The sequence below is a fragment of the Kribbella sp. NPDC051936 genome, from assembly GCF_040680955.1.
In the GTDB taxonomy this organism is placed as follows: Bacteria; Actinomycetota; Actinomycetes; order Propionibacteriales; family Kribbellaceae; genus Kribbella.
Map to the genome: position 1 here is coordinate 121,089 of NZ_JBFAXS010000002.1, position 22,310 is coordinate 143,398.

The window sequence follows — 22,310 nt, forward strand, 5'->3', positions numbered from 1 at the left end:
CCCGCCGGTGCAGGCGTCCGTCCGGCCTCCGGACAGTGTTGTCCAGGGATTCTTCTTAAGGCGAGGTAAGGATGCGCGGGTGGGGGTTGTGAGATAGCTGCGAACTGAGGATTGTTTGCGGCAGATCATTCACAGGAGGCCCCTTATGATAACCAGCGCTATATCGACCGGTCGCGGGCGCAGGAAGGCGTGCCGGTGACTGTCACTGTCGATTCGGTAAACACCGGCCCGAGCGCAGAGGAGCTTGCTGCTTTCGAGCAGGAAAGGCCGGCGCGAAGGCTGAGCCCGGCCCTGGACCGCACTATCTCCGTATGCTGCGCGTCGATCAGTGTCGGCGTTCTGGTGCAGGTATTCTTTCCGATTCCCGCAGGAACGCAGTTTTATCTGATGCTGTTTCTTGCCGCGGTGTTGCCGGGTGCGCTGCTGTGTTACCGCGGTTGGCGTGTGCCGGCGTTCCTGAACCCGTTCCGCGGAGATCAGCGCCGCGACGACCCGCCGGTGACGGACTGGATTCTGGCGTCGGTTGCGCTGGTGGTCTCGCTGTATCCGCTGCTGGACTTCGACGCGTTCCTGGAGCGGCGGCAGGCTCCTACGCAGCTCGATCTGCTCGCGGGCTCGTTGCTGCTGGTGCTGGCGCTGGAGGCCTGCCGGCGTACGACGGGCTGGGTGCTGCCGGTGGTGAGCCTGTTGTTCATCGGATACGCCTATTACGGCGGCTATTTGCCGTACACGTGGTCCTTGGCGCATCAGGGTTTCGACTTCTCGGCGATCGTGGCGCAGTTGTTCATGGGTACGGCGGGCTTCTACGGGACGCCGTTGGCGGTGGCGGCAAGTTACATCGTCCTGTTCACGATCTATGGCGCTGTGCTGGACGCCTCGGGTGCGGGGAAGTTCTTCATCGACGTGTCGTTCGCGGCGTTCAAACGCAGCCGCACGGCGCCTGGGCGGACCGTCACACTGGCGGGTTTCTTGCTGGGCACGGTGTCGGGTTCCGGTACGGCGACGGCGGTGTCGCTGGGCACGGTCGCCTGGCCGATCCTGCGCCGCGCCGGATATCCGCCCGAGCCGGCGGGCGGCATGCTGGCAGCGGCCGGCATCGGGGCGATCCTGTCTCCGCCCACGCTCGGCGCGGCGGCGTTCATCATCGCCGAGTATCTCCAGGTCAGCTATCTCGTGGTCCTCGGCTACGCGACGGTCCCGACCGTTCTGTATTACCTCGGCATCTTGCTGGCGATCGAGATGGACGCCCGGCGGCACGGCACGGACGCGGCCGAGCCGTCGACCCGGTCGGCGCGCCGGCTGCTGCTGCGGTTCGGATACCACTTCGTGTCGCTGTTCCTGATCATCGGCTTCATGGCGATGGACATTCCGCCGTTCAAGGCCGTCGTCTACGCGACGTTGCTGCAGATCGGGCTGTCGTTCCTGGACCGTGAGCACCGGTTGACGCCACGCCGGCTCGGCCTGGCGCTCGCGCAGGGCACCCGCTCGGTCCTACCCGTCGTGGCGACCTGCGCGGTAGCCGGCATCATCGTCGCCGTCGTCACCCAGACCGGGCTCGGCCTGAACCTGGCCGAGATCATCGTGTCCGCGGCCTCCGCGATCTCCGAGAACCACACCGTGGTGCTGATCATGACCGTCACGCTGTCAGCGTTCGCGGTCATGGTGCTCGGGTTGGCGGTGCCCGTCACCGCATCGTTCATCATCGCCGCGGTGGTGATCGCGCCCGCCCTGTTCCAGCTCGGCGTGGCCCCGGCCGAGGCGTACATGTTCATCTTCTACTACGCCGTCCTGTCGGAGGTCTCGCCGCCCACCGCGCTCGCTGCCGTCGCGACCGCCGCGATCACCGGCGGGCGGGCGATCCCGACGATGTGGCAGGCGTGGAAGTACACCCTGCCTGCGTTCCTGGTGCCCTTCGCGTTCGTGCTGACGCCGAACGGGGCCAACCTGCTGGGCCTCGAGGGTCTGGGAGGTGCGGCGTGGACGCTGGTGGTCTCGGCGCTCGCCGTCGCGGCACTGGCGGTGGTCACCGGCGGATGGATCGCCGTCCGGACCGGCTGGCTGGAGCGTCTCCTCTGCTTTCCTGCCGCGTTGCTGTTGCTGTATCTCGCACCCACCACGATCGGCGTCGGCCTGGGGTTGCTCGGGGCCGCCGTCGTCATCAACCTCGCACGGCGTCAACGCCTGCGGAACACCACGAAAGGGCCGTTACCCACATGAGACTCCGTTCTTTGTCCACTCTGGTGGTCGCACTCGCATTGACGGTCTCGATGGCCGCCTGCGGCGGGCAACGCAAGCCCGAGCCCGGTGACGGCGCGGGAGGTGGCCGCCTCACCATCGCCACCGGCAACACCACCGGCGTGTACTACCAGCTCGGCGGTGCCCTGGCCTCACTGATCTCGGACAACCTCGACGGCTACCGCGCCACCGCCAGCGAGACCGGCGCCTCCGTGCAGAACATCCAAGGACTGACCGCCGGGAACTACGACATCGCCTTCTCCCTGGCCGACACCGCCGCCGACGCGGTCGAGGGCAAGAACAGCTTCACCGCCCCGCAGGACGTGGTCGCGCTGAGCCGGCTGTACTCGAACTACACCCAGGTCGTCGTGCGGGCGGCCTCCGGCATCACGAAGATGGCCGATCTGAAGGGCAAGCGGATCTCCACCGGTTCGCCGAACTCCGGCACCGAGGTGATCGCGCGGCGCCTGCTCACCGCAGCCGGCGTCGACCCGGTCAAGGACGTCACGGCCCAGCGGCTCGGCCTGCCCGAATCGGTGGACGCGATGAAGAGCGGACAGATCGACGCCTTGGTCTGGTCCGGCGGCCTGCCCACCAGCGGCATCACCGACCTCACCACGTCGATGGGCGCCAAGGTGCGCTTCATCCCTCTCGACGACGTGCTGCCCGCCCTGCAGAAGGAGCACGGCAAGGTGTACGCCGCGGGCGTGATCCCGGCCGCGGCGTACAAGCAGCCGACCGACACCCAGACGATCATCGTGCCGAACCTGCTGCTGGTGCGTAAGGACATGCCCGACGACCTGGCCGGGAAACTCACCAGCCTGCTCCTCCAGAACAAAGAAGCCCTCGTCCAGGTCAATCCCGCGGCCAAGGGAATAGACCTCAAGAACGCCGCAATGACCGACCCGGTGCCGTTGCACCCGGCCGCGAAGAAGGCCATCGACGCACTGGACTGAGCGCCCACCGTCGATTGACGAGCCGTTAGAAGTAACCGCCCAAGGCTCTATGCGCCGGAACAGTGAGGTCCCTATGTCAACCGCGATCTGCAGGCGTGGTACCCCGGGTTCGTCCTGTTCGATCGACTCGTGGTCGACGGACGACGTCAGACCGCCGGAACGTGTCGAGTACTGGATGAGTGTCATCAGTGCGGCAACGCGCTACCGGGTGGATCCGACCTGTTCGCCAGGGACCTTCCGGGGCCGGCTGCTTCGCATCGGCACGGTCGCCTACATGCTTGGCCGGGCGTCGGCCGACTGTGCGCAAGGACATCGGACCGCCGCAATGGCGTCCGAGGATCCGCACGACATCCGCACGCTCATGCTGACGATCCGCGGTCAACTGCTCGTCAGCCAAGATGACCAGGAGTTTCGCGTCGGCCCAGGCGCGGCGTTCCTGGCGTCGTCGACATCGCCGTTCGAAGCGAAGCTCGACCACGCCGACATCGCGCTGCTGACGATCCCCGGGGCGGAGATGGACAACCGCCTGCGCCCCGGGTCGCGCCGGTCGGCAGCCCGGATTCTGGACACCAACCGCGGCCTGGGCCGGGTCCTCGTCGGCATGCTGGGTGAACTGTTCGCACAGCGGGCACATCTGTCGGCAGCCGAATTCGATGCGGTCTGCGATCGGCTGGTCGACCTGCTGTGCATGCTCGCCGTCGGTGACGACCGACCCGACACCGAGGGCGGCCTGGGCGAGGTCGAGGCGATGATCAGACGCTACGTGCGAGAGCACGCCACCGATCCGGACCTGACCGGCGCCACGGTGGCACGTGCCCTGGGCTGGTCGCTGCGGCAGGTTCAGCTGGCCATGCAGCAGGCAGGTACGACGCCCCGGGAACTGATCCGGGAAGAACGACTCGCGCTGGTGCACGAACGCCTGCGCAGCCCTGTTCACATCGTCATCGGCGAACTTGCCCACAGCTGCGGCTTCTCCTCCAACAGCGTCCTGAGTGCCGCTTTCCGTCAGCGCTACGGCATGAGCCCCCGGGAATTCAGAGCGCAATATCTGCGGGACGCAGGCGACACGACCGTGGGGAACGGCGCCGGGAAGCCCATCGAGGTCTCCAGCGAGTCCGGCTCGCGCGACTTGCAGCCACTCAGGTAGGCGCGATGGCGGCGCAGCCGACCTGCCGAGCTATCCGCTGCGGGTGATGCCGCCGGCGGGGGCGGCGACGAGGATGGTTCAGGGCTGGCTGAGGAGCGGTCGCCCGGCACGGAAGGGGGAACGGGTATGGCCATCGGACCGGTGCAGCTGATCGTTCTCGGGTTCAACCACCCGAACTTTCACGGAGAGATCATCGACGAACTCGAACGGTTGCGCGCCAGCGACACCATCAAGGTGATCGACGCGCTGGCCGTCCACAAGGACGCAGAAGGCGAGATCGAGGTCGCCCATCTCAGCAACCTCACCCTGGACGAAGCTGTCGAGCTGGGCACGAAGATCGGCGCCCTGATCGGCCTCGGCATCGAAGGTGAGAAAGGCATGGAGGAGGGCGCCGAGTTGGGGGCCGAGGCCGCCGCCGACGGGATGCAGGTCTTCGAGGGGGAGGAATGGGACGTTCTCGAGGACATCCCGAACGACTCTGCCGCCGCACTGCTGCTGATCGAGCACCACTGGGCCGTCCCGCTGCGCGACGCGGTCGCGCGAGCCGGCGGTTTCCGGCTGGCCGACGGATTCATCAGTCCGCTCGACCTGGTCAGCATCGGACTGCTCGACGCCGCCGAGGCCAAGGAACTGCACGAGATGGAGAAGGCCGCGTCGGCCAAATGACGCCGCCGACCCGAACACGACGTTGGAGGTGACCATGTTCGGCTCCCGCAGGGTGGCCCGACGGACAGCCCGTCGCACAGCGCGACGCGTCGACCGCCGCCGATAACACCTGAATCAGCTGGCCGCCAGCCCCGCTCGGTTTACCGGCGGGGTCTTGGGCGGTTGGTGGGGGTGGCGGTCAGTGGGTCTTCGGGCCAGGGGTGGCGGGGGTAGCGGGCTCGGAGGTCTGCTCGGACCTGGGGATAGCCCTGCTTCCAGAACGACGTGAGGTCGCTGGTGATCGCGACCGGGCGTCGTGCGGGCGACAGTAGGTGCAGGACGACTGGGACGCGGCCGTCGGCGATGAGCGGAGTGGTGGTCCAGCCGAAGACTTCCTGCAGCTTCACGGCGAGGATCGGTGGCTCGGCGCCGTCGTACTCGAGGCGGACGTGTGAGCCTGATGGGACCTGGAGCCGTTCCGGGGCGAGTTCGTCGAACCGGGCTGCTGCCGGCCAGGGCAGTAGTCGCCGGAGCGCCGAGGTCACGTCGATCTGGGCGAGATTGCGGACCGAGGCGAGTTCGGTACCCAGCCATGCGTCGAGACCGGCCAGTAAAGCTTCGTCGTCGACCGCGGGCCACGGAGCTCCGAGGTGGGCGTGGCAGAACGCCAGCCGCTGCCGCAAGGCGAGAGCGGCGTCCGACCAACGCAGTACGGACAGACCGCTGCGCCGGATACCGTCGCGGACGGCCGCTTGGACGAGCAGTGGGTCGGGCTTTGCCAGGGGTACGTCGTTGAGCACGATCGCGCCGAGCGTCTCGACGCGCCGCGTCACGATCCGGCCATTGTCCCAGCGGATCTGGTCGGTGGTCGAGACCAGTTCGCCGGCGATGTCCCGCGCGGTCTGCTCGTCGATCGGCGCCGCGGAACGGATCCTGGCGTCGGCGCGCCCCGGTGCCCGGTCGGCCACCGCGATCGCCAGCCAGGGCGTGCTCCGCAACGGCGACTGCGGATCGAGCGCCGCACCCGTACCGCCGGACATCTGGTACGTCGCCGAGCCGGCGCCCCGAACCCGCGCGATCCGGTCCGGATACGCCAGCCCCACCACAACCCCCACCGCAAGGTCGTCCGGCACTGCCTCCGTTGGACCACCCGATGAGCCCCGGCCGAGGCGCCGTGTTTCCTCTCGCCAGCGGGCCGTGGCTCCGCGATCGTCGCCGCGGCGCAGTGCTCGCCAGCGGGCCGGTAGATCGTCGCCGAAGTCGCGGCCGGAGTCGTCCGAGAGCATCGCGACGATCTCGCGGGCCCGGTCGGAGCCGATGCGCGGCGTACCGTCGATCAGCGCACGAGCCAACCGGGGATGCGCCCCGAGCGCCGCCATCCGCCGTCCCCGTTCGGTGATCCGGCCGCTGTCGTCGACGGCGTCGAGGCGGCGCAGCAGTTCGGTGGCCGCGGTCATCGCCACGGCCGGCGGCGCCTCGAGCAAGGTCAGACCGTCGCCGGCGGGCGCACCCCAGGCCGCGAGGTCGAGAGCGAAGGCGGCCAGATCGGCGGTCGCGATCTCCGGCGCCGGATGATCGTCGAGATGCGTGTGGTCGACGGCGGACCAGCATCGATAGACCCGGCCAGGGGCCTCCCGCCCGGCGCGACCCGCTCGCTGGTCCGCCGACGATCTCGACACCCGGCGGGTGACCAACGCACCGAGGCCCCGGGACTGATCCGTCCGCGGCTCCCGGGCAAGACCCGAGTCGACCACAACCCTGATCCCGGGCACAGTCAGCGAACTCTCCGCGACCGACGTCGTGACCACGACCCGGCGAGTGGCGGTCGGGGCCAGCGCGCGGTCCTGTTCGGCCCTGGACTGGCGACCGAACAACGGCAGGACGTTCCGGCCGGCCAACCGGCGCGTCACACCGTTGATCTCGGCCTCCCCCGGGACGAACACGAGGATGTCGCCGTCGTTCTCGGTCCACGCACGCTCGACGACGGCCGCGACGTGGTCCAGCAGTCGTGGGTCGACCCGCCCGCCCGGCAGCAGCGGCACGGGAAGCGGTGGCGGCGCCCACTCGACAGCCACGTCGTACAGCGCGGCAGACGCGGTGATCACGGGCGCCGGAACGTCGGTGCCCAGTGCGCGACTCAGCCTGACCGTGTCCGGCGTGGCGGAGGTCGCAACGATCGCCAGGTCCTCCCGAAGGTTCGCCCGGATGTCGACGCCGAACGCCAGCAGCAGGTCGGCATCGAGGTGCCGCTCGTGGCACTCGTCGATCACGATCGCCGCGACGCCCGGAAGCTCCGGGTTCTGCTGCAGACGCCGTACGAGGAGCCCTGTCGTCACCACCTCGACACGTAGTCCATGTGGTTCTTGGCCGCCGCTGCGTTCGCCGCGCATCGCGTAGCCGATCCGTTGCCCGAGCGGCTCGCCGACCAGCGTCGCGAGCCGGACCGCCGCTGCGCGGGTTGCCAATCTTCGCGGCTCGGCCACGATGATCTTCCCGCCCAGGGCGTCACCCAACGCCAGCGGCAGCAGCGAGGTCTTACCCGATCCGGGCGGCGCGACCAAGACCGCCGTACCGCGCGAACGTACCGCTTCGACTGTGGCAGGCAGAACCGCCCGGACCGGCAGATCAGCCCCCGGCACCGACGATTCAGGCAGCAACACGCCCCGACGCTATCGGACCACTACCGCAGGCCGGGCCGCGGCGTCAGAGGCTCGGCTTTCCCGGTTGGTAGAGCCACGTCTGGAAGAACGTGTCGAGGTCGCGGTGGGTCAGTCGCTCGACGAACCGGATGAAGGTCTGCGTCGAGACGTTGCCGTGCCGGTACGTCGTCGGCCACTGCCGGAGCACCTGGAAGAACGCGCGGTCGCCGATCTTCAGGCGCAGCGCATGCAACGTCATCGCGCCGCGGTTGTAGACCAGGTCGTCGAAGATCTGGTCCCGCCCCGGGTCGGCCACCTTGCCGGACCAGTCCTTCTCGTTCGCGTAGGTCTCCGCGAAGCTCTGCTGCACCGGGACGCCGTTGAACTTCTCCTGGTAGAGCCACTCCGAGTAGGTGGCGAAGCCTTCGTTCAGCCAGATGTCCGACCAGTGCACCGGCGTCAGGCTGTCGCCGAACCACTGGTGGCCGAGCTCGTGGGCGAGCAGGTCACCACTGACCTTGCTCGTGCGCTGGTCGTACACCGGACGGCCCTGCGTCTCCAGGGCGTAGTGCACGCCGACGTCGGCGTGGATGCCGCCGGTCGAGTCGAACGGGTAGCGCCCGTACATCGACGACTCCCACTGGACGATCTGCGCCGTGGTCCGGTTGAACACCTGGCCCTGACCGGGTTTCGTGTCGATCGACCGGCCGATCGCGGTGATGTTCGGCCGGCCGTCGGCGGTCGCTGAGCGAGTGACGTTGTACCTCCCGATCGCCAGCATCGCCAGCTCGCTGGCCATTGGCTGGTTCATCTGCCACCGAAAGGTGGTCCGGCCGTTGTGCTTGGTGGTCGGTCCGGGTTCGCCGTTGGCCAGCACGGTGAGTCCGGTCGGCACGGTGACGGTCTGGGTGTACGTCGCCTTGTCGCCGGTCGTGTCGTTCACCGGGTAGTACGTCGCCGCGCCGATCGGCTGGTTGAGCGCGACGGCGCCGTCCTTGGTGGCGACCCAGCCGGAAAGACCCAGCGCCGGGTCGTCGATCTTCTGCGGGACGCCTGCGTAGGTCACCGAGACGAGAAACGTGCTCCCCCGCCACAGACCGTGCCGTGGAGTGATCACCAGCTCCTGCGCACCGCTGCGGGCGAATGCCGCGTCGCGCCCGTTGACGGAGAGCTTGCTGATCTTCAGCGGTCCCAGGAAATCCAGGTCGAACCGGGAGAGATTCTGCGTGGCTCTGGCAACGATCGTCGTGGTCGCGCTGATCGCCTTGGTTCTGGGATCGAACGCCAGCCTGATGTCGTAATGACTGACGTCGTAGCCGCCGTTTCCCATGTCAGGGAAGTACGGATCCCCAGCACCCGGTGCGCCGGGCGAGAACAGCGGTGCTCGTACGGGGGCCGCATTCGCAGTCAGGCTCGGCGCCGCCACCAGTCCGAGAGCCAACGCACAGATCATCACCAGGTAACCGCGGCGACGGTCGAAACGTCCCACAATTCCTCCAGGTCCGTCAGGGTTTGAGGGCCCGCGTGGCGAAGTAGCCGGGCAGCCAGCCTGCGGTGGCGTCGGAATGGTGCGGCGCCTCGTCGAACCCGGTGATCACGAAGCCGGCGGCGAGCTGCCCGCCGAGCTGCTCGGCCATCGTGTGGCTGTACTCCAGCGGCGCGTCGGCTCCCCACAGCCGCTCGCGCTCCTCGGCCGGGACGTGGGTCAGGTCGCTGTACGGAAGGCGGTGGCGCACGACCAGCTCGCCGCGGGTGTCCATGGCCTCGTTGTCGAACAGGTACACGTCCGGGTTGAGGAAGCCACACAGCAGCGCGCCGCCCGGCCGCAGCACCCGGAAGCACTCGCGCCACACGGGTGCGAGCTCGGGCACGAACAGGTTCGAGACCGGGTTGAAGACCAGGTCGAACGACGAGTCGGCGAACTCCGACAGGTCGCGCATGTCACCCAGCACCGTGCGCAGCTCCAGGCCCTCGCGCTCCGCGACCAGCTGATCCTGGGCGAGCTGGCGCGGCGAGTTGTCGAAGACCGTGACGCGCGCGCCGGCCGCGGCGAGGATCGGGCCTTGCTGCCCGCCGCCCGAAGCCAGACACAGCAGGTCGACCTCGGACAGGTCGGCGGGGAACCACGCCCGGTCGGCCGGCCGGTACCCGATGAGCACGACCGACCAGTCACCGGCGCGTGCCCGTGCGACGGTCTCGGGAGTGACTGGTCTCGACCACTCGTTGCCGCTCTCGACCTGAAGGTCCCACGCCACGCGGTTGTGCGCTACCGGATCGACGCTCACGGGCCTACGGTAGCGCCCCGGCGATCGCCGCCGGGACCGATTTCGGCGGTGCGGCTGATATGTCAGGACTTTAGCGGCCTGAACGCCTTTGACAGTTGAGGAATCAGGGACTTTGGTGAAGATTCGGTCAGGCGCACCGACAGGCCGCACCCGAATGCCAAGTGACTTCCGTCTCCCCTAGGATGACAAGAGGTTCCTTTCCCGACATGAAGGCTGCGCCAATGGCCCCATCAGACGACTCGGATTACGATCCGGGTTTCGACACTTCCCAGCCGACCATCGCCCGCGTCTACGACGCTCTCCTCGGCGGCAAGGACAACTTCGCCGCCGACCGCGAGGGCGCCGCGCTGTACTTGAAGTACGTGCCGGACGCCGGACGCTGCGCGATCGAGAACCGTGAGGCCCTGGTCCGGGGCGTGCACTACCTCGTGCGGACGGCGGGGATCGACCAGTTCCTCGACATCGGCAGCGGCCTGCCGACGCAGAAGAACACCCACCAGGCGGCGCAGGAGATCAACCCTGACGCCCGGGCTGCGTACGTCGACAACGACCCGATCGTGCTCGCACACGGCCGCGCCCTGCTGGCGACCAACAACAGCACGATCGTCGTCACCGCCGACCTGCGTGAGCCGCAGTCGATCCTCGACAACGAGGAGATCAAGGCCCACCTGGACTTCTCGCGTCCGATCGCGCTGATGGTCGTCGGCCTGCACATGCACTTCCACGACGACGAGAAGCCGGACGAATGGGTCCGCACGCTGATGGACGCGCTCGCCCCGGGCAGCTACCTGTTCATCACCGACTTCGTGGACACCGGCGAGCCGCTGCAGAAGTCGATGGAGCGGGCCGGCCTCGAGAGCCTCGGCAACGGCTGGATCCGGACCCCGGAGCGCATCGAGCAGCACTTCCTCGGGTTGCCGCTGGTCCCGCCCGGCGTGGACTTCCTCGCGCGCTGGCACCCGGAGGACCCGGACGCCGACGTCCCGGCCGCCGACGAGCTCGCGGCGTACCAACGCATCCTGATGGCAGGCATCGCGAAGAAGGTCTGACCGGCACGAGGCGCGCATCCCCCACGGGCTGCGCGCCTCTGCCCCGCAGCAGCTGAGTCGAGCTCAGGGCGACGGGAAGCAGGCGGCGACGGCCAGTTGGTCGACGAAGTCGTTCATGTCGTGGCCGGAGTGGCCCTTGACCCACTGGAACGCGACATCTCCGCGCTCGGTGACCAGCCCGACCAGCGGCTCCCACAGGTCTCTGTTGGCGACCGGCTTCTTCGCCGACGTGAGCCAGCCTCGCTCGAGCCAACCGGCGTGCCATCGGTCGCGGAAGCAATTCACGACGTACGTCGAGTCCGAGACGACGAGCAGCGGACCGTCGTTGGCTCGCACGGCCTCCAGGGCCGCGCGGATCTCCATCCGCTGGTTCGTGGAGGCGGCCTCGTGACCGGCCGCGAACTCGGTCTTCGACAACGCCCAGGCCCACCCGCCGGGTCCAGGGTTGCGCGAGCACGCGCCGTCGGTGAACACGGTGCGTGCGCCGAGGGGAACTGTCATATCAGCCGGACGCGGCCGGCGAGTGCGAACTGAAGGCATCGGCACCAGATGCTACCCGCCGAGCGTGATCTCGATCGTGTGGTCGCCCTGAAGGGACGCCGGTACGCCGGACTGCGGGCTGCCGTCGAGCTCCAACCCGCGGATGACGGTGCCCGTGCCGCGGAGCGTCACCGTCAACCCGGCGTCGCGGTACCGCAGGCCGCTCAGCGTGACATCACCCCAACCAGCCGGGAGAGACGGCGCGAAGGTGAGGCCGCGGTCGTCGAACCTCATCCCGAACAGCCCGGTGTGCATCATGTCGATGTACGCCGTCGCCGACCAGGTCTGGTCCGGTTCCGAGTCCCAGCGGCGCCTCAGTACGCCGGTCGCGCCCTGGTAGCCGCCCTCGACGGCGCCGGTGTTCCCGTCGTAGATCTCCCAGAAGCCGCCGCTGTTCCTGACGAGCTCCGCGAGCAGCCTGGTCTCCGTCGCGAACCCCTCCACCTCGCCGTGCTCGGCCAACCCCTTGGCCCAGAGCCCTTGCACGAGCGGCCAGACGATCGCGTTGTGCCGTCCGGGCTCCGCGCCGGAGTATCTGTCCCAGTGCGGATACGTGTCGGGCATTCCCCATGGCATCCGCTGCGCATTCGAGATCAGCGCACTGGCTTGCGCGTCGTCGGCGATCCCGAAGAGCAGCGCGAACGCGAGGCCCGTGCCTTCCTGATAGACGCCCGGCGTGCCATCGGCCGTGAGCTCGTAGTTGTAGCTTCCGGTCCGCGGGTTCCAGAAATGCTCGTTGATGGCCTGCTTGAGCGCCGCCGCCTTGGACAGGTGGCCGTCGGCCGGCCGGCCGAGCGCGTCCGACATCTCGGCCGCCCGCGTGTACGCCGCGCAGTACAGCGCGTTGGTGCTGAGGTACATCCCCGAGACGACATCCGGGTACGACGTACTCTCGCTCCCCCGCGACTCGCCCCCGTCGGCCGTCGGCAGGGGGAAACCGGAGACGCCGTCGTTGAAGAACGACGGGCCGGTGAACAGGCCGTAGCGCGCATCGGCGCCGAAGACCGTCGCTTGCTCGCGGAGGGCGAGCGTGTTCGTCACGACCTCGTACGCACTCCGCAGGAAGTCCCCGTCGCCGGTCACCAGATAGTGGTGCCAGGCGCCGACGGTCCACACCACCTGATCCCACTGCTGGCTGTCCTGCTGCACCCTGAGGTTGCCCTCGGCATCCTTCTCGACCACCGCCCACAGCGTGTTCGCGGCCAACGCCGGCGCCAGCAGGCTCGTCGCGTTCCAGCTGTTGATCGTCGCGTCCCGGGTCCACGGCTGCTCGTAGCCGCCACCGGCGCGGACCATGCCGACTGCTGGGTTCATCAGCCCGCTCCTGGCGTAGATCTCGCCGAACGGAACGGTGTTGGTGCCCAGCAGGTTCTCGAGCGCCGCGTCGTAGGTCGCCCCGTACAGCGCCTGGCTCTCCGGATCCGCGAACCGCAGCGTCGGCCGTGGGTCTGTCGTGGTCATCCGCTCATTCCATCAGACCGCCGACCTCGCGGTGCGGCTCCGGTCCGAGGGTTGAACGGCGGGTACCGGGTACTTGTCGGAGCCCGGTCAAGGGAGGCGCGTGATGAGCATTGGGTTCGGGATCTTTCTGATGGCCGCCGGCGCGATCATCGCGTTCGGCCTGCGCGACCGTAGTGACGCGGTCGACCTGCCTGCCCTCGGGGTGATCCTGATGCTGGCCGGAGCTGCCGGCATCTGGCTGTCGTACGTGATCACCAACAAGCGCCGCCGCGTCGCGACGCAGGCCCTGGACGAGTCGGTCGAGGAGGAGTACCGCACGGTCCAGTCCGGACGGATCCGCGCGTACGTCGTCCGCAAACCGAAGCCTGCACCGGCGACGACTGCGGACACCCCGACTGCCCGCAGTATCGACCTCGACCCCGCCGCCAGCGGCCTCCCCACCACGCCCGCCGCCGAGGAACCCGCCGACGTCGCCGCGGCGCCCGTCACCGCGCGCCGCCGACGGCTCCTCGGCGCGCCGCGAAGGCGCTGACCCGGATCAGGTCCCGAGGCCGGCGCTAGCGTGACGACTCGGCGAAGTCGCGGGCGTCGATCAACTCCTGGGCGACCTCGCGAAGTGTCCGCCCGGTGTCCAGCGACATCTGCTTGAGCGCCTCGAACGCCTGGTAGCCGTCCATACTTGCGCGCTCCATCAGGATGCCGGTCGCCCGCCCGACCAAGTCGCGTACGTCGGGCGTCACGACCAGGCCGGCCTCGGGACGGGCCGCCGCGATCGCCATCGCCGCATGAGTGCCCAGGACGTGCGCGAAGGCGACGTCGTCGTCATCGAAACCGTCCGGGACCTCGCTGAACAGACTCAGCGTCACCGACGCCTGCCGTCCGGCACGCACCGGTACGTGAACAGCGCCGCGGATGCCCGCTGCGAGCGCCCGATCGGTCCACAGATGTGACCAGCGCTGCTCGATCAGCACATCCGGGACGATCTGCTCCCGATCTGTCCGGATCGCGCTGATCAGGGGCCCCTCCCCCAGCTCGATCTGCGCTTGGCACAGCCCGACCAGCCTAGGGTCGGTCAGCGCGACGATCTCGACGCTTGTCCGCTGGTGAACCAGCACCACCGAGGCGTACGTGCAACCGACGGCCTGGACGGCGAACCGTACGACCGCATCGACGGCCTTTTCGACGCCGGGGACAGGAAGCAGCTCGGTCGGCCGCCGATGCTGAGCCATGGCTTCACCTCGAACAGTGCCGAAACGGCGACCCCTCGCGTCAGCGAACAGACCGAGGCGTCGCGCAGCGGGCGAGAGTCCCGCTCGATGGGTCGGGTTCCCGCAGAACAGGACGCCAAACCACCCGCGTTCGAGGAACTCGTGGATGATTGCGACTCCGACGCCAGTTGAACTCTCCCTGGAAGGGAGCCCGTGACGATGACCGCTGACGTTCAGCAGCTTCAGCTCGAGCGAGCCCCGTTCGCGGATCAGGCCGCCTGGCCCGCGCGGTGGATTCTGGCGGCCGAAAGCGGCGACGTGGTGGGATTCCGGCTGCAGGTCGAGTGCTCGGAGGCGGCTGAGATCGTTGTCCACGTCTCGGCCGACGAACGATACGAACTGTGGCTCGACGGCGACCTCGTCGGCCGCGGGCCGTCGCGGGGCGACATCGGCCACTGGTCGTTCGAGAGCTACCGGCTGCTGTTGCCGCCCGGCGCTCACTGGCTCGCCGCTCGCGTGTGGAGCCTCGGCGACGACGCGCCGCTCGCTCAGCTGAGCCTCGGCGACGGCCCCACCTTCCTGCTAGCGGCCGAGACTGTGCGCGGTCGGCCGCCCGAGCTCGACACCGGTACGGCGACCTGGCAAGCGGCGGCCCTGCCAGGACACGGCCGCCGGCCGAAGGGTGACGGGTACGGCTGCGGCGCCAGGCACGCCAGCGACGGCCGCACGTACCCGTGGGGCTGGCAGACCGGCGCGGACGACCTCGAGTGGTCAGCGGCCACCGAAGGACGGACGACAAACGGCCGGCGACTGCTGGTGCCGTCTCGCCTGCCCGCACCGGCACAGCGGTGGGCCGAGGGCGCCCGCATTCGCCATGTCGCGGCCCACCCCGCGGGCGAGCCGACGCACGACCGCGTCGTACGGCCGGCGGACAACCTCGACGACGAGGCCCGCGACTGGCAGCGGCTGCTCGACGGTACGGCGTTGTCGATGGCGGCCGGGACCTGCCGCCGCGTGCTCATCGATCTCGACCAGTACGTCTGCGCGTACCCGGTCCTCGATCTCGACGGCGGCCGCGATGCCGAGGTGCGGCTGCGCTGGCAGGAGTCCCTCTACGAGACGGAGGCCGGAGCAGGTAAGGGACATCGCGATGTCGTCGCGGGCAAGCTGTTCGGCCGTCCCTGTCTTGAAGCGGACGGCATCGGTGACAGCTTCGTCGCCGGCGGCGGTCACGAGCGACACAGCACGCTGTGGTGGCAGTCCGGCCGCTATGTCGAGGTCCTCGTCACCACCGCGGCCGAACCGCTGACGATCACCGGGCTGCGGTTCCGTGAGACCCACTATCCGTACGAAGACCGCAGCCGCTTCACCGCGAGCGACCCGCGGCTGGCGCAGGTCGGCGTACTCGCGCTCCGGACGCTGCAGGCTTGCAGCCACGAGACGACCATGGACTGCCCGTATTACGAGCAGCTTCAGTACGCCGGCGACACCCGGCTGCAATGCCTGATCGCCTACGCCACCACCGGCGACGACGCCCTCGCCCGGCAGGCATTGCGCGCGTTCGCCCACAGCCAGGACGGCAACGGGTTGGTCGCGTCCCGAACGCCGTCCCGCCGGTCCTCCCCGATCCCGCCGTTCACACTGTGGTGGGTCGCGATGGTGCACGACTTCGCGTTGTGGCGCGGCGATCTGGCGTTCGTCACCGAGTTCATGCCCGCCGTACGTGCGGCTGTCGAGGTTCATCAGCAGTCGGTCGACGACCGCGGGATCTTCCACGCCCTGCACGGCTGGAACTTCACCGACTGGGTGCCGGGATGGGACGGCGGTAGCCCGCCCGGGATCGTCCAGGACGGGGAGCGACATCCTGACTGGCCAGGTCCCGGGCGCGGGGTATCGGCGGTGCTGCACCTCCAGCTGGCGCTGGTCGCACGGCAGGTCGCCGAGCTGGAGTCCTGGGTCGGCGAGCCCGACGCATCCGCTCGGTACGCACGACTGGCCGACCAACTCCTCGAAGCCGCCGACGAAGCGTTCTACGACGCCGATCGCGGGCTGTACGCCGACGACCTCGGCCACACCGCCTTCAGCGAACACGCACAAGCGCTGGCCCTGCTCGCGGGCGCGAAGTACGGCGAGCCGGCCGTGCGGACGATGCTCCTGGAACCGCCCGTACCGCTGGCGCGGACGACGGTGTACTTCGATCATTACCTGTTCGAAGCACTGCACGCGATCGGGCGCACCGACGTTCTGCTCGCCCGGCTCGACCTGTGGTTCGGGTTGCTGGACCAGGGCCTGCGCACCGTCGTCGAACACCCCGAACCGACCCGCAGCGACTGCCACGCGTGGGGCGCCCATCCGCTGTACCACTACGTCGCGACACTGCTCGGAGTCCGGCCGACAGCCCCCGGGATGACGTCCGTCACCATCGCCCCGCAACTCGGCGGCCTCGAGTGGGCCCAGGCCTCCGTCCCCACACCGCACGGCCCCCTACAGGTCCGAGCCGAACCCGGCAAACCACCCGAGATCACCGCACCCCCACAGATCACGGTGACGATCATCCCGGCACCTTGATCGGCCGGATCCCGGCTTTGAATGTCAGGCGGGGGTCCGGCCGTACGCCGGTCAGTTCGGCGGTGCGGTCCCAGAGGCGGGCTCGGAGGTTCTCGTCCTGGGCTCGAGGGTCGATACGGGCCGGGCCGACGCCGCGGAAGAACTCGCCGAACTTCCGTGGGCCGTAGTAGTCACCGCCCCGGACGTCGGGTGCGGTCGCGGCGTACAGCAGGGGCAATGTGCCCTCGGGTACGGACTGGGACAGAGCCTTCGTCAGGGCGTTCAGCGGTCGCGCGAACGCGCCGCACCGGCGGCGCCCATCTCGAAGTCGGGGTCCTCGACGTCGAAACCCTTGCCGCGCTGGGCGATGCTGGACACGGTCAGGACGCGGGCCGACTTTCCGGCGCGGAGTGCGGGCATCAGCAGCCAGGTCAGCGCGGCATGGCCCAGGTAGTTGGTCGCGAAGATCGATTCGTGTCCCTGGGCAGTACGCCGGAGCCGGCCCGCCGGGATGCCCGCGTTGTTGATCAGCAGGTCGACGCGCTCTCCGGTACGTTCCCGGATCTCCGCGGCGGCCGTGGCACCGAGTCCAGGTCCGCAAGGTCCGACAGCACGAGCTCTCCACCGACCGCCGCCGCGGCACGCTCACCGCGCTCGCGGGACCGGCAGGCGAGGATCACCCCTGCCCCTTTGGCCGCAAGCACAGTCGCCGCGCGCAGCCCCAGACCCGAGTTCGCGCCGGTGACCACGACCGTCCGGCCTTCCTGGTCGAGGATGTCGTCGTCGCCCCACGTCAGCATCGCCGCATGCTAGCGCCGGCAAGGCCCACCAGTTGCCCTAGGCAGACGTGGCCGCGCTTGCGAAGGCCGTTGCCAGCGATTGGATGGCCGGGGCGACCTCGTTGTCGGCGATGTTGCCGTAGCCGAGGACTATGCCGTTGTCGCTGCCATTGGCGTGAATGCGGTACGCGGCGAGCGGAACGATCCGGGTTCCGGCGTCGCGGGCGGCGACCGTGAGCCGGGCGGTGTCGAGGCTCGCGGGATGGGTGAGCGTCAGATGCAGGCCGGCCGCTGCCCCGCCGATCGTCCACGTCGGCAACTCCCGGCGTACCGCGGCCAGAAGCTGATCCCGGCGGCGCTTGTAGCGGCGCTGCATCGCGCGCAGATGACGGTCGTAGGCACCGGCCGCCATCAGTTCCGCGAAGGTCGCCTGGTCGAGTGTCGACGGTCCGTGGCCGGACGATCGTTCCAGCAGCTCCCGCAAGCGTCCCTGGGCCACGAGCCAGCCGATCCCGATCGCGGGGCTCAGCGTTTTGCTGACCGAGCCGAGCAGTACGACGTGCTCCGGCGCCATCCCCTGCAGCGTGCCGACCGGGCTGCGGTCGTACCGGAACTCGGCGTCGTAGTCGTCCTCCAGGATCACGCCGCCGTGCCGCCGCGCCCACTCGATCAGCTCCAGCCGTCGCTGCGGCGCGAGGACGACGCCGGTCGGGAACTGATGGGCCGCGGTGACGAGCACGGCGCGCAGATCGTCCCGCCGGGCCAGTCGCTCGACGTCGAGACCGTGCTGATCGACCGGCACCGGCTCGGTCCGCACACCCGCCGACTCGATCACGGCACGCAGGCGCGTCCAGCCCGGGTCCTCGACGGCGATCCGATCGATGCCCGTCGCGCGCAGGCCCGTGCAGAGTTGGCGGACACTCGCGCTGACACCGCTGCGGATGACGACGTCGTCGGCCGTCACGATCGCTCCGCGACTGCGCTGCAGGTAGTCGGACATCAGCTCGCGCAACGGCAGATAGCCCTGCTCGTCGGGATACCCGAGGCCGGCGGTCGGTATCGTCCGCGAGGCCGCCCGGGCTGCCTCCGCCCACCGCGTGCGCGGGAACGCGCGCAGGTCGGGCGCGCCGGGCGCCAGATCGAACCTGTACGTCGGCACGCCGGCCGTGCTCGTACGGCGAACCGGCGGCCGGCTGGAGCCGGACCAGCTGACCCAGGTCCCGGACCCTACTCGCGTAGCCAGGTAGCCCTCGGTCACGAGCTGGCCGTATGCCTGGGTGACGGCCCATCGCGAGCAGCCGAGCTGCGCTGCCAGCTCACGGCTGGGCGGCAGCACCGTGCCGCTCGACACGCGTCCCGATCGGACGGCCTCCCGCAACGCGCGCTCGACCTGTTGGTGGAGCTTGCCGAGGCCGTCCAGGGTCAGGACCACAGTCCAGGCCGCGCGCGTGGACTGCCTCGCCATGACCACAGATCCTAGTCACGACGTCCGAGGGCCGGTACGGCGCGTCGCCGCACCGGCCCCAGGTCAGCGCTGGAAGTTGCGGAGCAGGTCGTACGGGTAGACCGGCTGCTTCTCGCTGACTGCCGTCAGGCGGTCGAGCTGCTCCTCGGTGAGGGACCAGCCGACGGCGCCGATGTTGTCGACGTAGTGCTCGAGCGTGCGCGGTCCGATGATCGGAGCGGTGACCGGCTCCGTCTGGATCAGCCACCGCAGCGCGATCTGAGACACGCTCCGACCGGTCGCGGCCGCGATGTCGTGCAGCGCGTCGAGAACGCTCCAGGTCCGCTCGTTGTCGTAGTAGTCCCACGCCTCCAGCAGCCCACGGTCCGCCGCGGCCGCCACCCGGCTGTCCGCCGGCGGCGCCTCCATACCGCGATGGAACCGGCCTGCGAGCCACCCAGCCCGCAGCGGACTCCAGGGCATCACGCCGAGGCCCTCGTTGCGGCAGATCGCCAGGAGCTCCCACTCGGCCTCACGGTCGAGCAGGTTGTACAGCGGCTGCAGCGCGGTGTACCGGTTCGGCCCCGCGAGGTCGATGGCCTTCTGCAGCTGCCAGCCGGTGACGTTGCTCGCTCCGAGGTACCGGACCTTGCCCGACGTGACGAGGGTGTCGAGCGTCGCCAGCGTCTCCTCGATCGGCGTCGCGGTGTCCCAGACGTGGGTGTAGTACAGGTCGATGTAGTCGGTGCCGAGGCGCCGCAGGCTCGCTTCGACGGCGGACAGGATGTGCTTACGGCTCAGCCCGTCGTCGTTCGGTCCGTCGCCCATCGCGCCGTACACCTTGGTCGCGATCACGAACGCGTCGCGGTCGCGGCCCTTGAGCCAGCGGCCGAGAACCGCCTCGGACTCACCCGCGTTGTACACGTCGGCCGTGTCGACGAAGGTGCCGCCGGCGTCGGCGAACTCGTCGAGGATCCGGACGCTCGTCTGCTCGTCCGTCGGGCCGCCGAAGTGCATCGCGCCGAGGCAGACCTCGCTGACCTTCAGTCCCGTCCTACCCAGATTGCGGTACTCCATGTATCGATCCAGTTCCTTTGCACCGTTGGTCACTCGCACGGCCAATCTAGGTGCGGGTCCGGCGGTATCCACGCCCAATCGGCCCGCGGAATCGCGGACCAATTCAGCCGGCGACCATGCTCAGCGTGAACCGGGAGCCGCCGGACTCCGGCGCTGAGGCGGTGAGCGTGCCGTGGTGGCGATGGGCGATCTCCCGCGCGATGGCCAGGCCGAGCCCGGCTCCCCCGGCATCGCGGGTGCGGGCCTCGTCCAGGCGGGTGAACCGCTCGAAGACCCGCTCGCGGTCGGCCGCCGGAATGCCGGGGCCGTCGTCGTCGACGTGCAGTACGACGTGGTCGGCGCGCTGCTCGATCCGCACGGTGACGCTGGTCCGCGCATGCCGTACGGCGTTGTCGAGCAGGTTGCGGAGCAGCCGGTCCAGCTGCCTGGGATCGCCTTCCACCATCGCGGACTGGGCCGACTCGAAGTGGAGGTCCGGCCCCTCGTCGATTCGCCGCGCGAGCTGCCGGCGGGCCAGCTCGGCCAGGTCGACCGGCTGCACGGTGGTTGTGGCGTCGGCGTCGAGTCGCGCCATCAGGAGCAGGTCGTCGGCGAGTTGCTGGAGCCGCTGGACCTCCTCGACCGCGACCCGGTTCACCCGCGGCCAGTCGGCGCGCTCGGGATGCGCGCCCGCCACCTCCAAGGTGGTGCGCAACGTGGCGATCGGACTGCGTAGTTCGTGCGCCGCGTCGGCGACGAAGCCACGTTGCTGCTCGGCGGCCGCCTCCAGCCGGGCGAGCGTGTCGTTCAGCGTCGCCGCCAGCCGCGCGACCGCGTCCCCGGTCGGAGGAATCGGCAGCCGCTCGTGCAGGTTCCGCTGGCTGATCGCCGCCGCCCGGGCCCGCATCCGCTCGATCGGCCGGAGCGCCAGCCGGGTGCCGACGTACGCGCCGACCATGATCAGCAGAACCGCCAGCGGCAGCGTTCGCTGCAGGACGCGGTCCACCTCGGCGGCCGCGTCCTCGGCCTCGAACGGCACAACGAAGACCGACACCACCACGACGTCGTTCGGATCGCCTTTCAGCAGGACATCGCGGACCGCGACGACCTGCCGGTCCACCCATACGCGCCGTCCGGCCATCCTGCTGGCGATGGCACAGTCGCCCTGCGGCGCGGCGGCGCAGTGGGAGTCGGGGCCGAGTCCGCGGACGGTCACGAACATACTGTCCGTCAGGTCGTACCGGTTCGGACGGGGCGCGACCGGAACCGCTCCGAGGGCACCGATCACCGGGCTCGACTCGACGACCTTGCCGGCGCCGTCGACGACCTCGAACACCGCGTCCGTGGGAGCCTGGGCAAAGCTCCCGGTGACAGGCTGGAGGGTTCGGTACCCGTACATGTTCGCGATGAGCTGTTGCCGGTCGCTGTCCGCCTGACGCTCGAGGTCGTGGTAGCGCGAGGTGAAGATCTGGTGGTGGATCCAGAACGCGAAGCCGACGGCCAGCACCGCGGCGACCAGTCCCGCGACCACAGCGGCGCGGAGGGCGGTCGACAGCCGGAGGTCAGGCATGGCTGCTGCCGGTGAGTCGGTAGCCCATGCCGCGCACGGTTTGCAGGGTGTTCCGGCCGAACGGCTGGTCGATCTTGCGGCGCAGGGCGCTGACATGGACCTCGACCACGTTCACGTCGCCGTCGTAGTGGGCGTCCCAGACCTGTTCGAGGATCTCGCGTTTGGTCACCACCACGTCGCGCCGCCGCGCCAGGCACTCCAGGATCGCGAACTCGCGCGCAGTCAGGTCGATCGCCCGCTCGCCGCGGCGGCAGGTCCGGGCCGCCGGGTCGATGACCAGATCGCCGACATCGAGCTCGACTCGGACCGCGCCGCTGCGCCGCAGCAGTGCGCGCAGGCGGGCCACCAGGACGACGTACGAGAACGGCTTGGTCAGGTAGTCGTCGGCGCCGGTGTCCAGCCCTTCGGCCTGGTCGTACTCGCCGTCCTTCGCGGTCAGCATCATGATCGGCGTCGCGTCGCCGCCGCGGCGCAGACTCTCGCAGACGCGGTAGCCGTTCAGGCCGGGCAGCATCACGTCGAGGATGATCGCGGCGTACGCGTTCTCCTCCGCGGCCCACAACGCCTCGGGCCCGCTGTGCACGACGTCGACGGTGAAGCCGTGCGACTCCAGGCCCCACTTCAGCGCGGCGGCGAGCCGGCGCTCGTCCTCCACCACCAGTAGCCGCACCGTCCCAGGATCACACATCCCGCGGACCATCCTGAAGAAGTCTTCAGGTTGCTTCAGGCCCCCTTTGGTACGCCGGCCG

At 69.4% G+C, this 22,310-nt stretch carries 20 protein-coding genes and 1 pseudogene; 7 read left to right on the top strand and 14 right to left on the bottom strand.

The genetic code is table 11. From position 1 onward, the window contains the following. Positions 1 to 111 precede the first annotated feature (111 nt). From AB0L64_RS06290 to AB0L64_RS06305, 4 genes are all read left to right on the top strand, one after another. Positions 112 to 2,217 carry a TRAP transporter fused permease subunit gene (locus AB0L64_RS06290; protein ID WP_363708330.1) on the top strand — a complete coding sequence of 702 codons (2,106 nt, stop codon included), beginning with the start codon at positions 112 to 114 and terminating at the stop codon, positions 2,215 to 2,217. An 11-nt stretch (positions 2,218 to 2,228) separates the two neighbouring features. Continuing rightward, positions 2,229 to 3,191 (top strand): TAXI family TRAP transporter solute-binding subunit, encoded by a 963-nt coding sequence (locus tag AB0L64_RS06295; RefSeq protein ID WP_363708332.1) that lies wholly within the window; start codon positions 2,229 to 2,231, stop codon positions 3,189 to 3,191. A gap of 175 nt (positions 3,192 to 3,366) precedes the next feature. Beyond that, positions 3,367 to 4,338, top strand: coding sequence for an AraC family transcriptional regulator (locus tag AB0L64_RS06300; RefSeq protein WP_363708334.1), 972 nt, complete (start codon positions 3,367 to 3,369; stop codon positions 4,336 to 4,338). 126 nt (positions 4,339 to 4,464) lie between these two features. After that, entirely contained in the window at positions 4,465 to 5,004 is a 540-nt protein-coding gene (locus tag AB0L64_RS06305; protein ID WP_363708336.1) for a hypothetical protein, read from the top strand. A gap of 140 nt (positions 5,005 to 5,144) precedes the next feature. Here AB0L64_RS06305 and hrpB read toward each other — a convergent pair whose 3' ends face one another. The 3 genes from hrpB to AB0L64_RS06320 are packed head-to-tail and all read right to left on the bottom strand — an operon-like array spanning position 5,145 to position 9,907. After that, positions 5,145 to 7,643 carry an ATP-dependent helicase HrpB gene (hrpB, locus tag AB0L64_RS06310; protein ID WP_363708338.1) on the bottom strand — a complete coding sequence of 833 codons (2,499 nt, stop codon included), beginning with the start codon at positions 7,641 to 7,643 and terminating at the stop codon, positions 5,145 to 5,147. Positions 7,644 to 7,686: 43 nt separating this feature from the next. Continuing rightward, the gene (locus AB0L64_RS06315; protein ID WP_363708340.1) at positions 7,687 to 9,111 is read right to left on the bottom strand and encodes a M1 family metallopeptidase; all 1,425 of its coding nucleotides are present in this window, start codon (positions 9,109 to 9,111) and stop codon (positions 7,687 to 7,689) included. A gap of 16 nt (positions 9,112 to 9,127) precedes the next feature. Next, the gene (locus AB0L64_RS06320; protein WP_363708342.1) at positions 9,128 to 9,907 is read right to left on the bottom strand and encodes a methyltransferase domain-containing protein; all 780 of its coding nucleotides are present in this window, start codon (positions 9,905 to 9,907) and stop codon (positions 9,128 to 9,130) included. Between the two features lie 221 nt (positions 9,908 to 10,128). Here AB0L64_RS06320 and AB0L64_RS06325 point away from each other — a divergent pair, with 221 nt between their 5' ends. Continuing rightward, positions 10,129 to 10,956, top strand: coding sequence for an SAM-dependent methyltransferase (locus tag AB0L64_RS06325; RefSeq protein ID WP_363708344.1), 828 nt, complete (start codon positions 10,129 to 10,131; stop codon positions 10,954 to 10,956). Between the two features lie 63 nt (positions 10,957 to 11,019). Here AB0L64_RS06325 and AB0L64_RS06330 read toward each other — a convergent pair whose 3' ends face one another. Together AB0L64_RS06330 and AB0L64_RS06335 are read right to left on the bottom strand one after the other, a co-directional pair. Beyond that, on the bottom strand, positions 11,020 to 11,457 hold the full coding sequence (locus tag AB0L64_RS06330) for a ribonuclease H (RefSeq protein WP_359924574.1): 438 nt from the start codon (positions 11,455 to 11,457) through the stop codon (positions 11,020 to 11,022). A gap of 51 nt (positions 11,458 to 11,508) precedes the next feature. Beyond that, entirely contained in the window at positions 11,509 to 12,957 is a 1,449-nt protein-coding gene (locus tag AB0L64_RS06335) for a glycosyl hydrolase family 65 protein (RefSeq protein WP_363708347.1), read from the bottom strand. A gap of 103 nt (positions 12,958 to 13,060) precedes the next feature. On the opposite strand from AB0L64_RS06335, the gene AB0L64_RS06340 reads away from it, so the two are divergent. Continuing rightward, a complete protein-coding gene (locus tag AB0L64_RS06340) occupies positions 13,061 to 13,489 on the top strand; it encodes a DUF6458 family protein (RefSeq protein WP_363708349.1) in 429 nt (142 codons plus the stop codon). A 25-nt stretch (positions 13,490 to 13,514) separates the two neighbouring features. Here AB0L64_RS06340 and AB0L64_RS06345 read toward each other — a convergent pair whose 3' ends face one another. After that, on the bottom strand, positions 13,515 to 14,186 hold the full coding sequence (locus AB0L64_RS06345; protein ID WP_363708351.1) for a GAF and ANTAR domain-containing protein: 672 nt from the start codon (positions 14,184 to 14,186) through the stop codon (positions 13,515 to 13,517). 198 nt (positions 14,187 to 14,384) lie between these two features. Here AB0L64_RS06345 and AB0L64_RS06350 point away from each other — a divergent pair, with 198 nt between their 5' ends. Next, positions 14,385 to 16,733, top strand: a complete 2,349-nt coding sequence (locus AB0L64_RS06350) for an alpha-L-rhamnosidase C-terminal domain-containing protein (RefSeq protein WP_363708353.1) — start codon at positions 14,385 to 14,387, stop codon at positions 16,731 to 16,733. Here AB0L64_RS06350 and AB0L64_RS06355 read toward each other — a convergent pair. From AB0L64_RS06355 to AB0L64_RS06390, 8 genes and pseudogenes are all read right to left on the bottom strand, one after another. Further along, positions 16,717 to 16,950 (bottom strand): hypothetical protein, encoded by a 234-nt coding sequence (locus AB0L64_RS06355; RefSeq protein ID WP_363708354.1) that lies wholly within the window; start codon positions 16,948 to 16,950, stop codon positions 16,717 to 16,719. The genes AB0L64_RS06350 and AB0L64_RS06355 overlap by 17 nt on opposite strands. A 44-nt stretch (positions 16,951 to 16,994) precedes the next feature. Beyond that, positions 16,995 to 17,132 carry a hypothetical protein gene (locus AB0L64_RS06360; RefSeq protein ID WP_363708356.1) on the bottom strand — a complete coding sequence of 46 codons (138 nt, stop codon included), beginning with the start codon at positions 17,130 to 17,132 and terminating at the stop codon, positions 16,995 to 16,997. Next, positions 17,133 to 17,276 (bottom strand): annotated as a pseudogene (locus AB0L64_RS06365) (protochlorophyllide oxidoreductase); the annotation flags it as partial. Beyond that, positions 17,240 to 17,512, bottom strand: a complete 273-nt coding sequence (locus tag AB0L64_RS06370) for an SDR family NAD(P)-dependent oxidoreductase (RefSeq protein WP_363708358.1) — start codon at positions 17,510 to 17,512, stop codon at positions 17,240 to 17,242. The pseudogene AB0L64_RS06365 and the gene AB0L64_RS06370, both read right to left, overlap by 37 nt. A gap of 37 nt (positions 17,513 to 17,549) precedes the next feature. Beyond that, positions 17,550 to 18,956, bottom strand: a complete 1,407-nt coding sequence (locus AB0L64_RS06375; RefSeq protein WP_363708360.1) for a PLP-dependent aminotransferase family protein — start codon at positions 18,954 to 18,956, stop codon at positions 17,550 to 17,552. A gap of 63 nt (positions 18,957 to 19,019) precedes the next feature. Continuing rightward, positions 19,020 to 20,012, bottom strand: coding sequence for an aldo/keto reductase (locus AB0L64_RS06380; protein ID WP_363708362.1), 993 nt, complete (start codon positions 20,010 to 20,012; stop codon positions 19,020 to 19,022). A 103-nt stretch (positions 20,013 to 20,115) separates the two neighbouring features. Continuing rightward, complete coding sequence (locus AB0L64_RS06385) at positions 20,116 to 21,561, bottom strand: ATP-binding protein (protein ID WP_363708364.1); 1,446 nt, start codon at positions 21,559 to 21,561, stop codon at positions 20,116 to 20,118. Continuing rightward, complete coding sequence (locus AB0L64_RS06390) at positions 21,554 to 22,231, bottom strand: response regulator transcription factor (protein ID WP_363708366.1); 678 nt, start codon at positions 22,229 to 22,231, stop codon at positions 21,554 to 21,556. The genes AB0L64_RS06385 and AB0L64_RS06390 overlap by 8 nt, the downstream gene beginning before the upstream one ends. Positions 22,232 to 22,310: the final 79 nt, after the last annotated feature.

What these genes read in the sequence shown, in the direction of transcription:
- AB0L64_RS06345 (WP_363708351.1), bottom strand. Translation starts at nt 14,186, where the DNA reads ATGGCTCAGCATCGGCGGCCGACCGAGCTGCTTCCTGTCCCCGGCGTC.
- AB0L64_RS06360 (WP_363708356.1), bottom strand. Translation starts at nt 17,132, where the DNA reads ATGCCCGCACTCCGCGCCGGAAAGTCGGCCCGCGTCCTGACCGTGTCC.
- AB0L64_RS06385 (WP_363708364.1), bottom strand. Translation starts at nt 21,561, where the DNA reads ATGCCTGACCTCCGGCTGTCGACCGCCCTCCGCGCCGCTGTGGTCGCG.
- AB0L64_RS06375 (WP_363708360.1), bottom strand. Translation starts at nt 18,956, where the DNA reads ATGGCGAGGCAGTCCACGCGCGCGGCCTGGACTGTGGTCCTGACCCTG.
- AB0L64_RS06340 (WP_363708349.1), top strand. Translation starts at nt 13,061, where the DNA reads ATGAGCATTGGGTTCGGGATCTTTCTGATGGCCGCCGGCGCGATCATC.
- AB0L64_RS06370 (WP_363708358.1), bottom strand. Translation starts at nt 17,512, where the DNA reads ATGCTGACGTGGGGCGACGACGACATCCTCGACCAGGAAGGCCGGACG.
- AB0L64_RS06335 (WP_363708347.1), bottom strand. Translation starts at nt 12,957, where the DNA reads ATGACCACGACAGACCCACGGCCGACGCTGCGGTTCGCGGATCCGGAG.
- AB0L64_RS06380 (WP_363708362.1), bottom strand. Translation starts at nt 20,012, where the DNA reads ATGGAGTACCGCAATCTGGGTAGGACGGGACTGAAGGTCAGCGAGGTC.
- AB0L64_RS06350 (WP_363708353.1), top strand. Translation starts at nt 14,385, where the DNA reads ATGACCGCTGACGTTCAGCAGCTTCAGCTCGAGCGAGCCCCGTTCGCG.
- AB0L64_RS06330 (WP_359924574.1), bottom strand. Translation starts at nt 11,457, where the DNA reads ATGACAGTTCCCCTCGGCGCACGCACCGTGTTCACCGACGGCGCGTGC.
- AB0L64_RS06305 (WP_363708336.1), top strand. Translation starts at nt 4,465, where the DNA reads ATGGCCATCGGACCGGTGCAGCTGATCGTTCTCGGGTTCAACCACCCG.
- AB0L64_RS06300 (WP_363708334.1), top strand. Translation starts at nt 3,367, where the DNA reads ATGAGTGTCATCAGTGCGGCAACGCGCTACCGGGTGGATCCGACCTGT.
- AB0L64_RS06325 (WP_363708344.1), top strand. Translation starts at nt 10,129, where the DNA reads ATGGCCCCATCAGACGACTCGGATTACGATCCGGGTTTCGACACTTCC.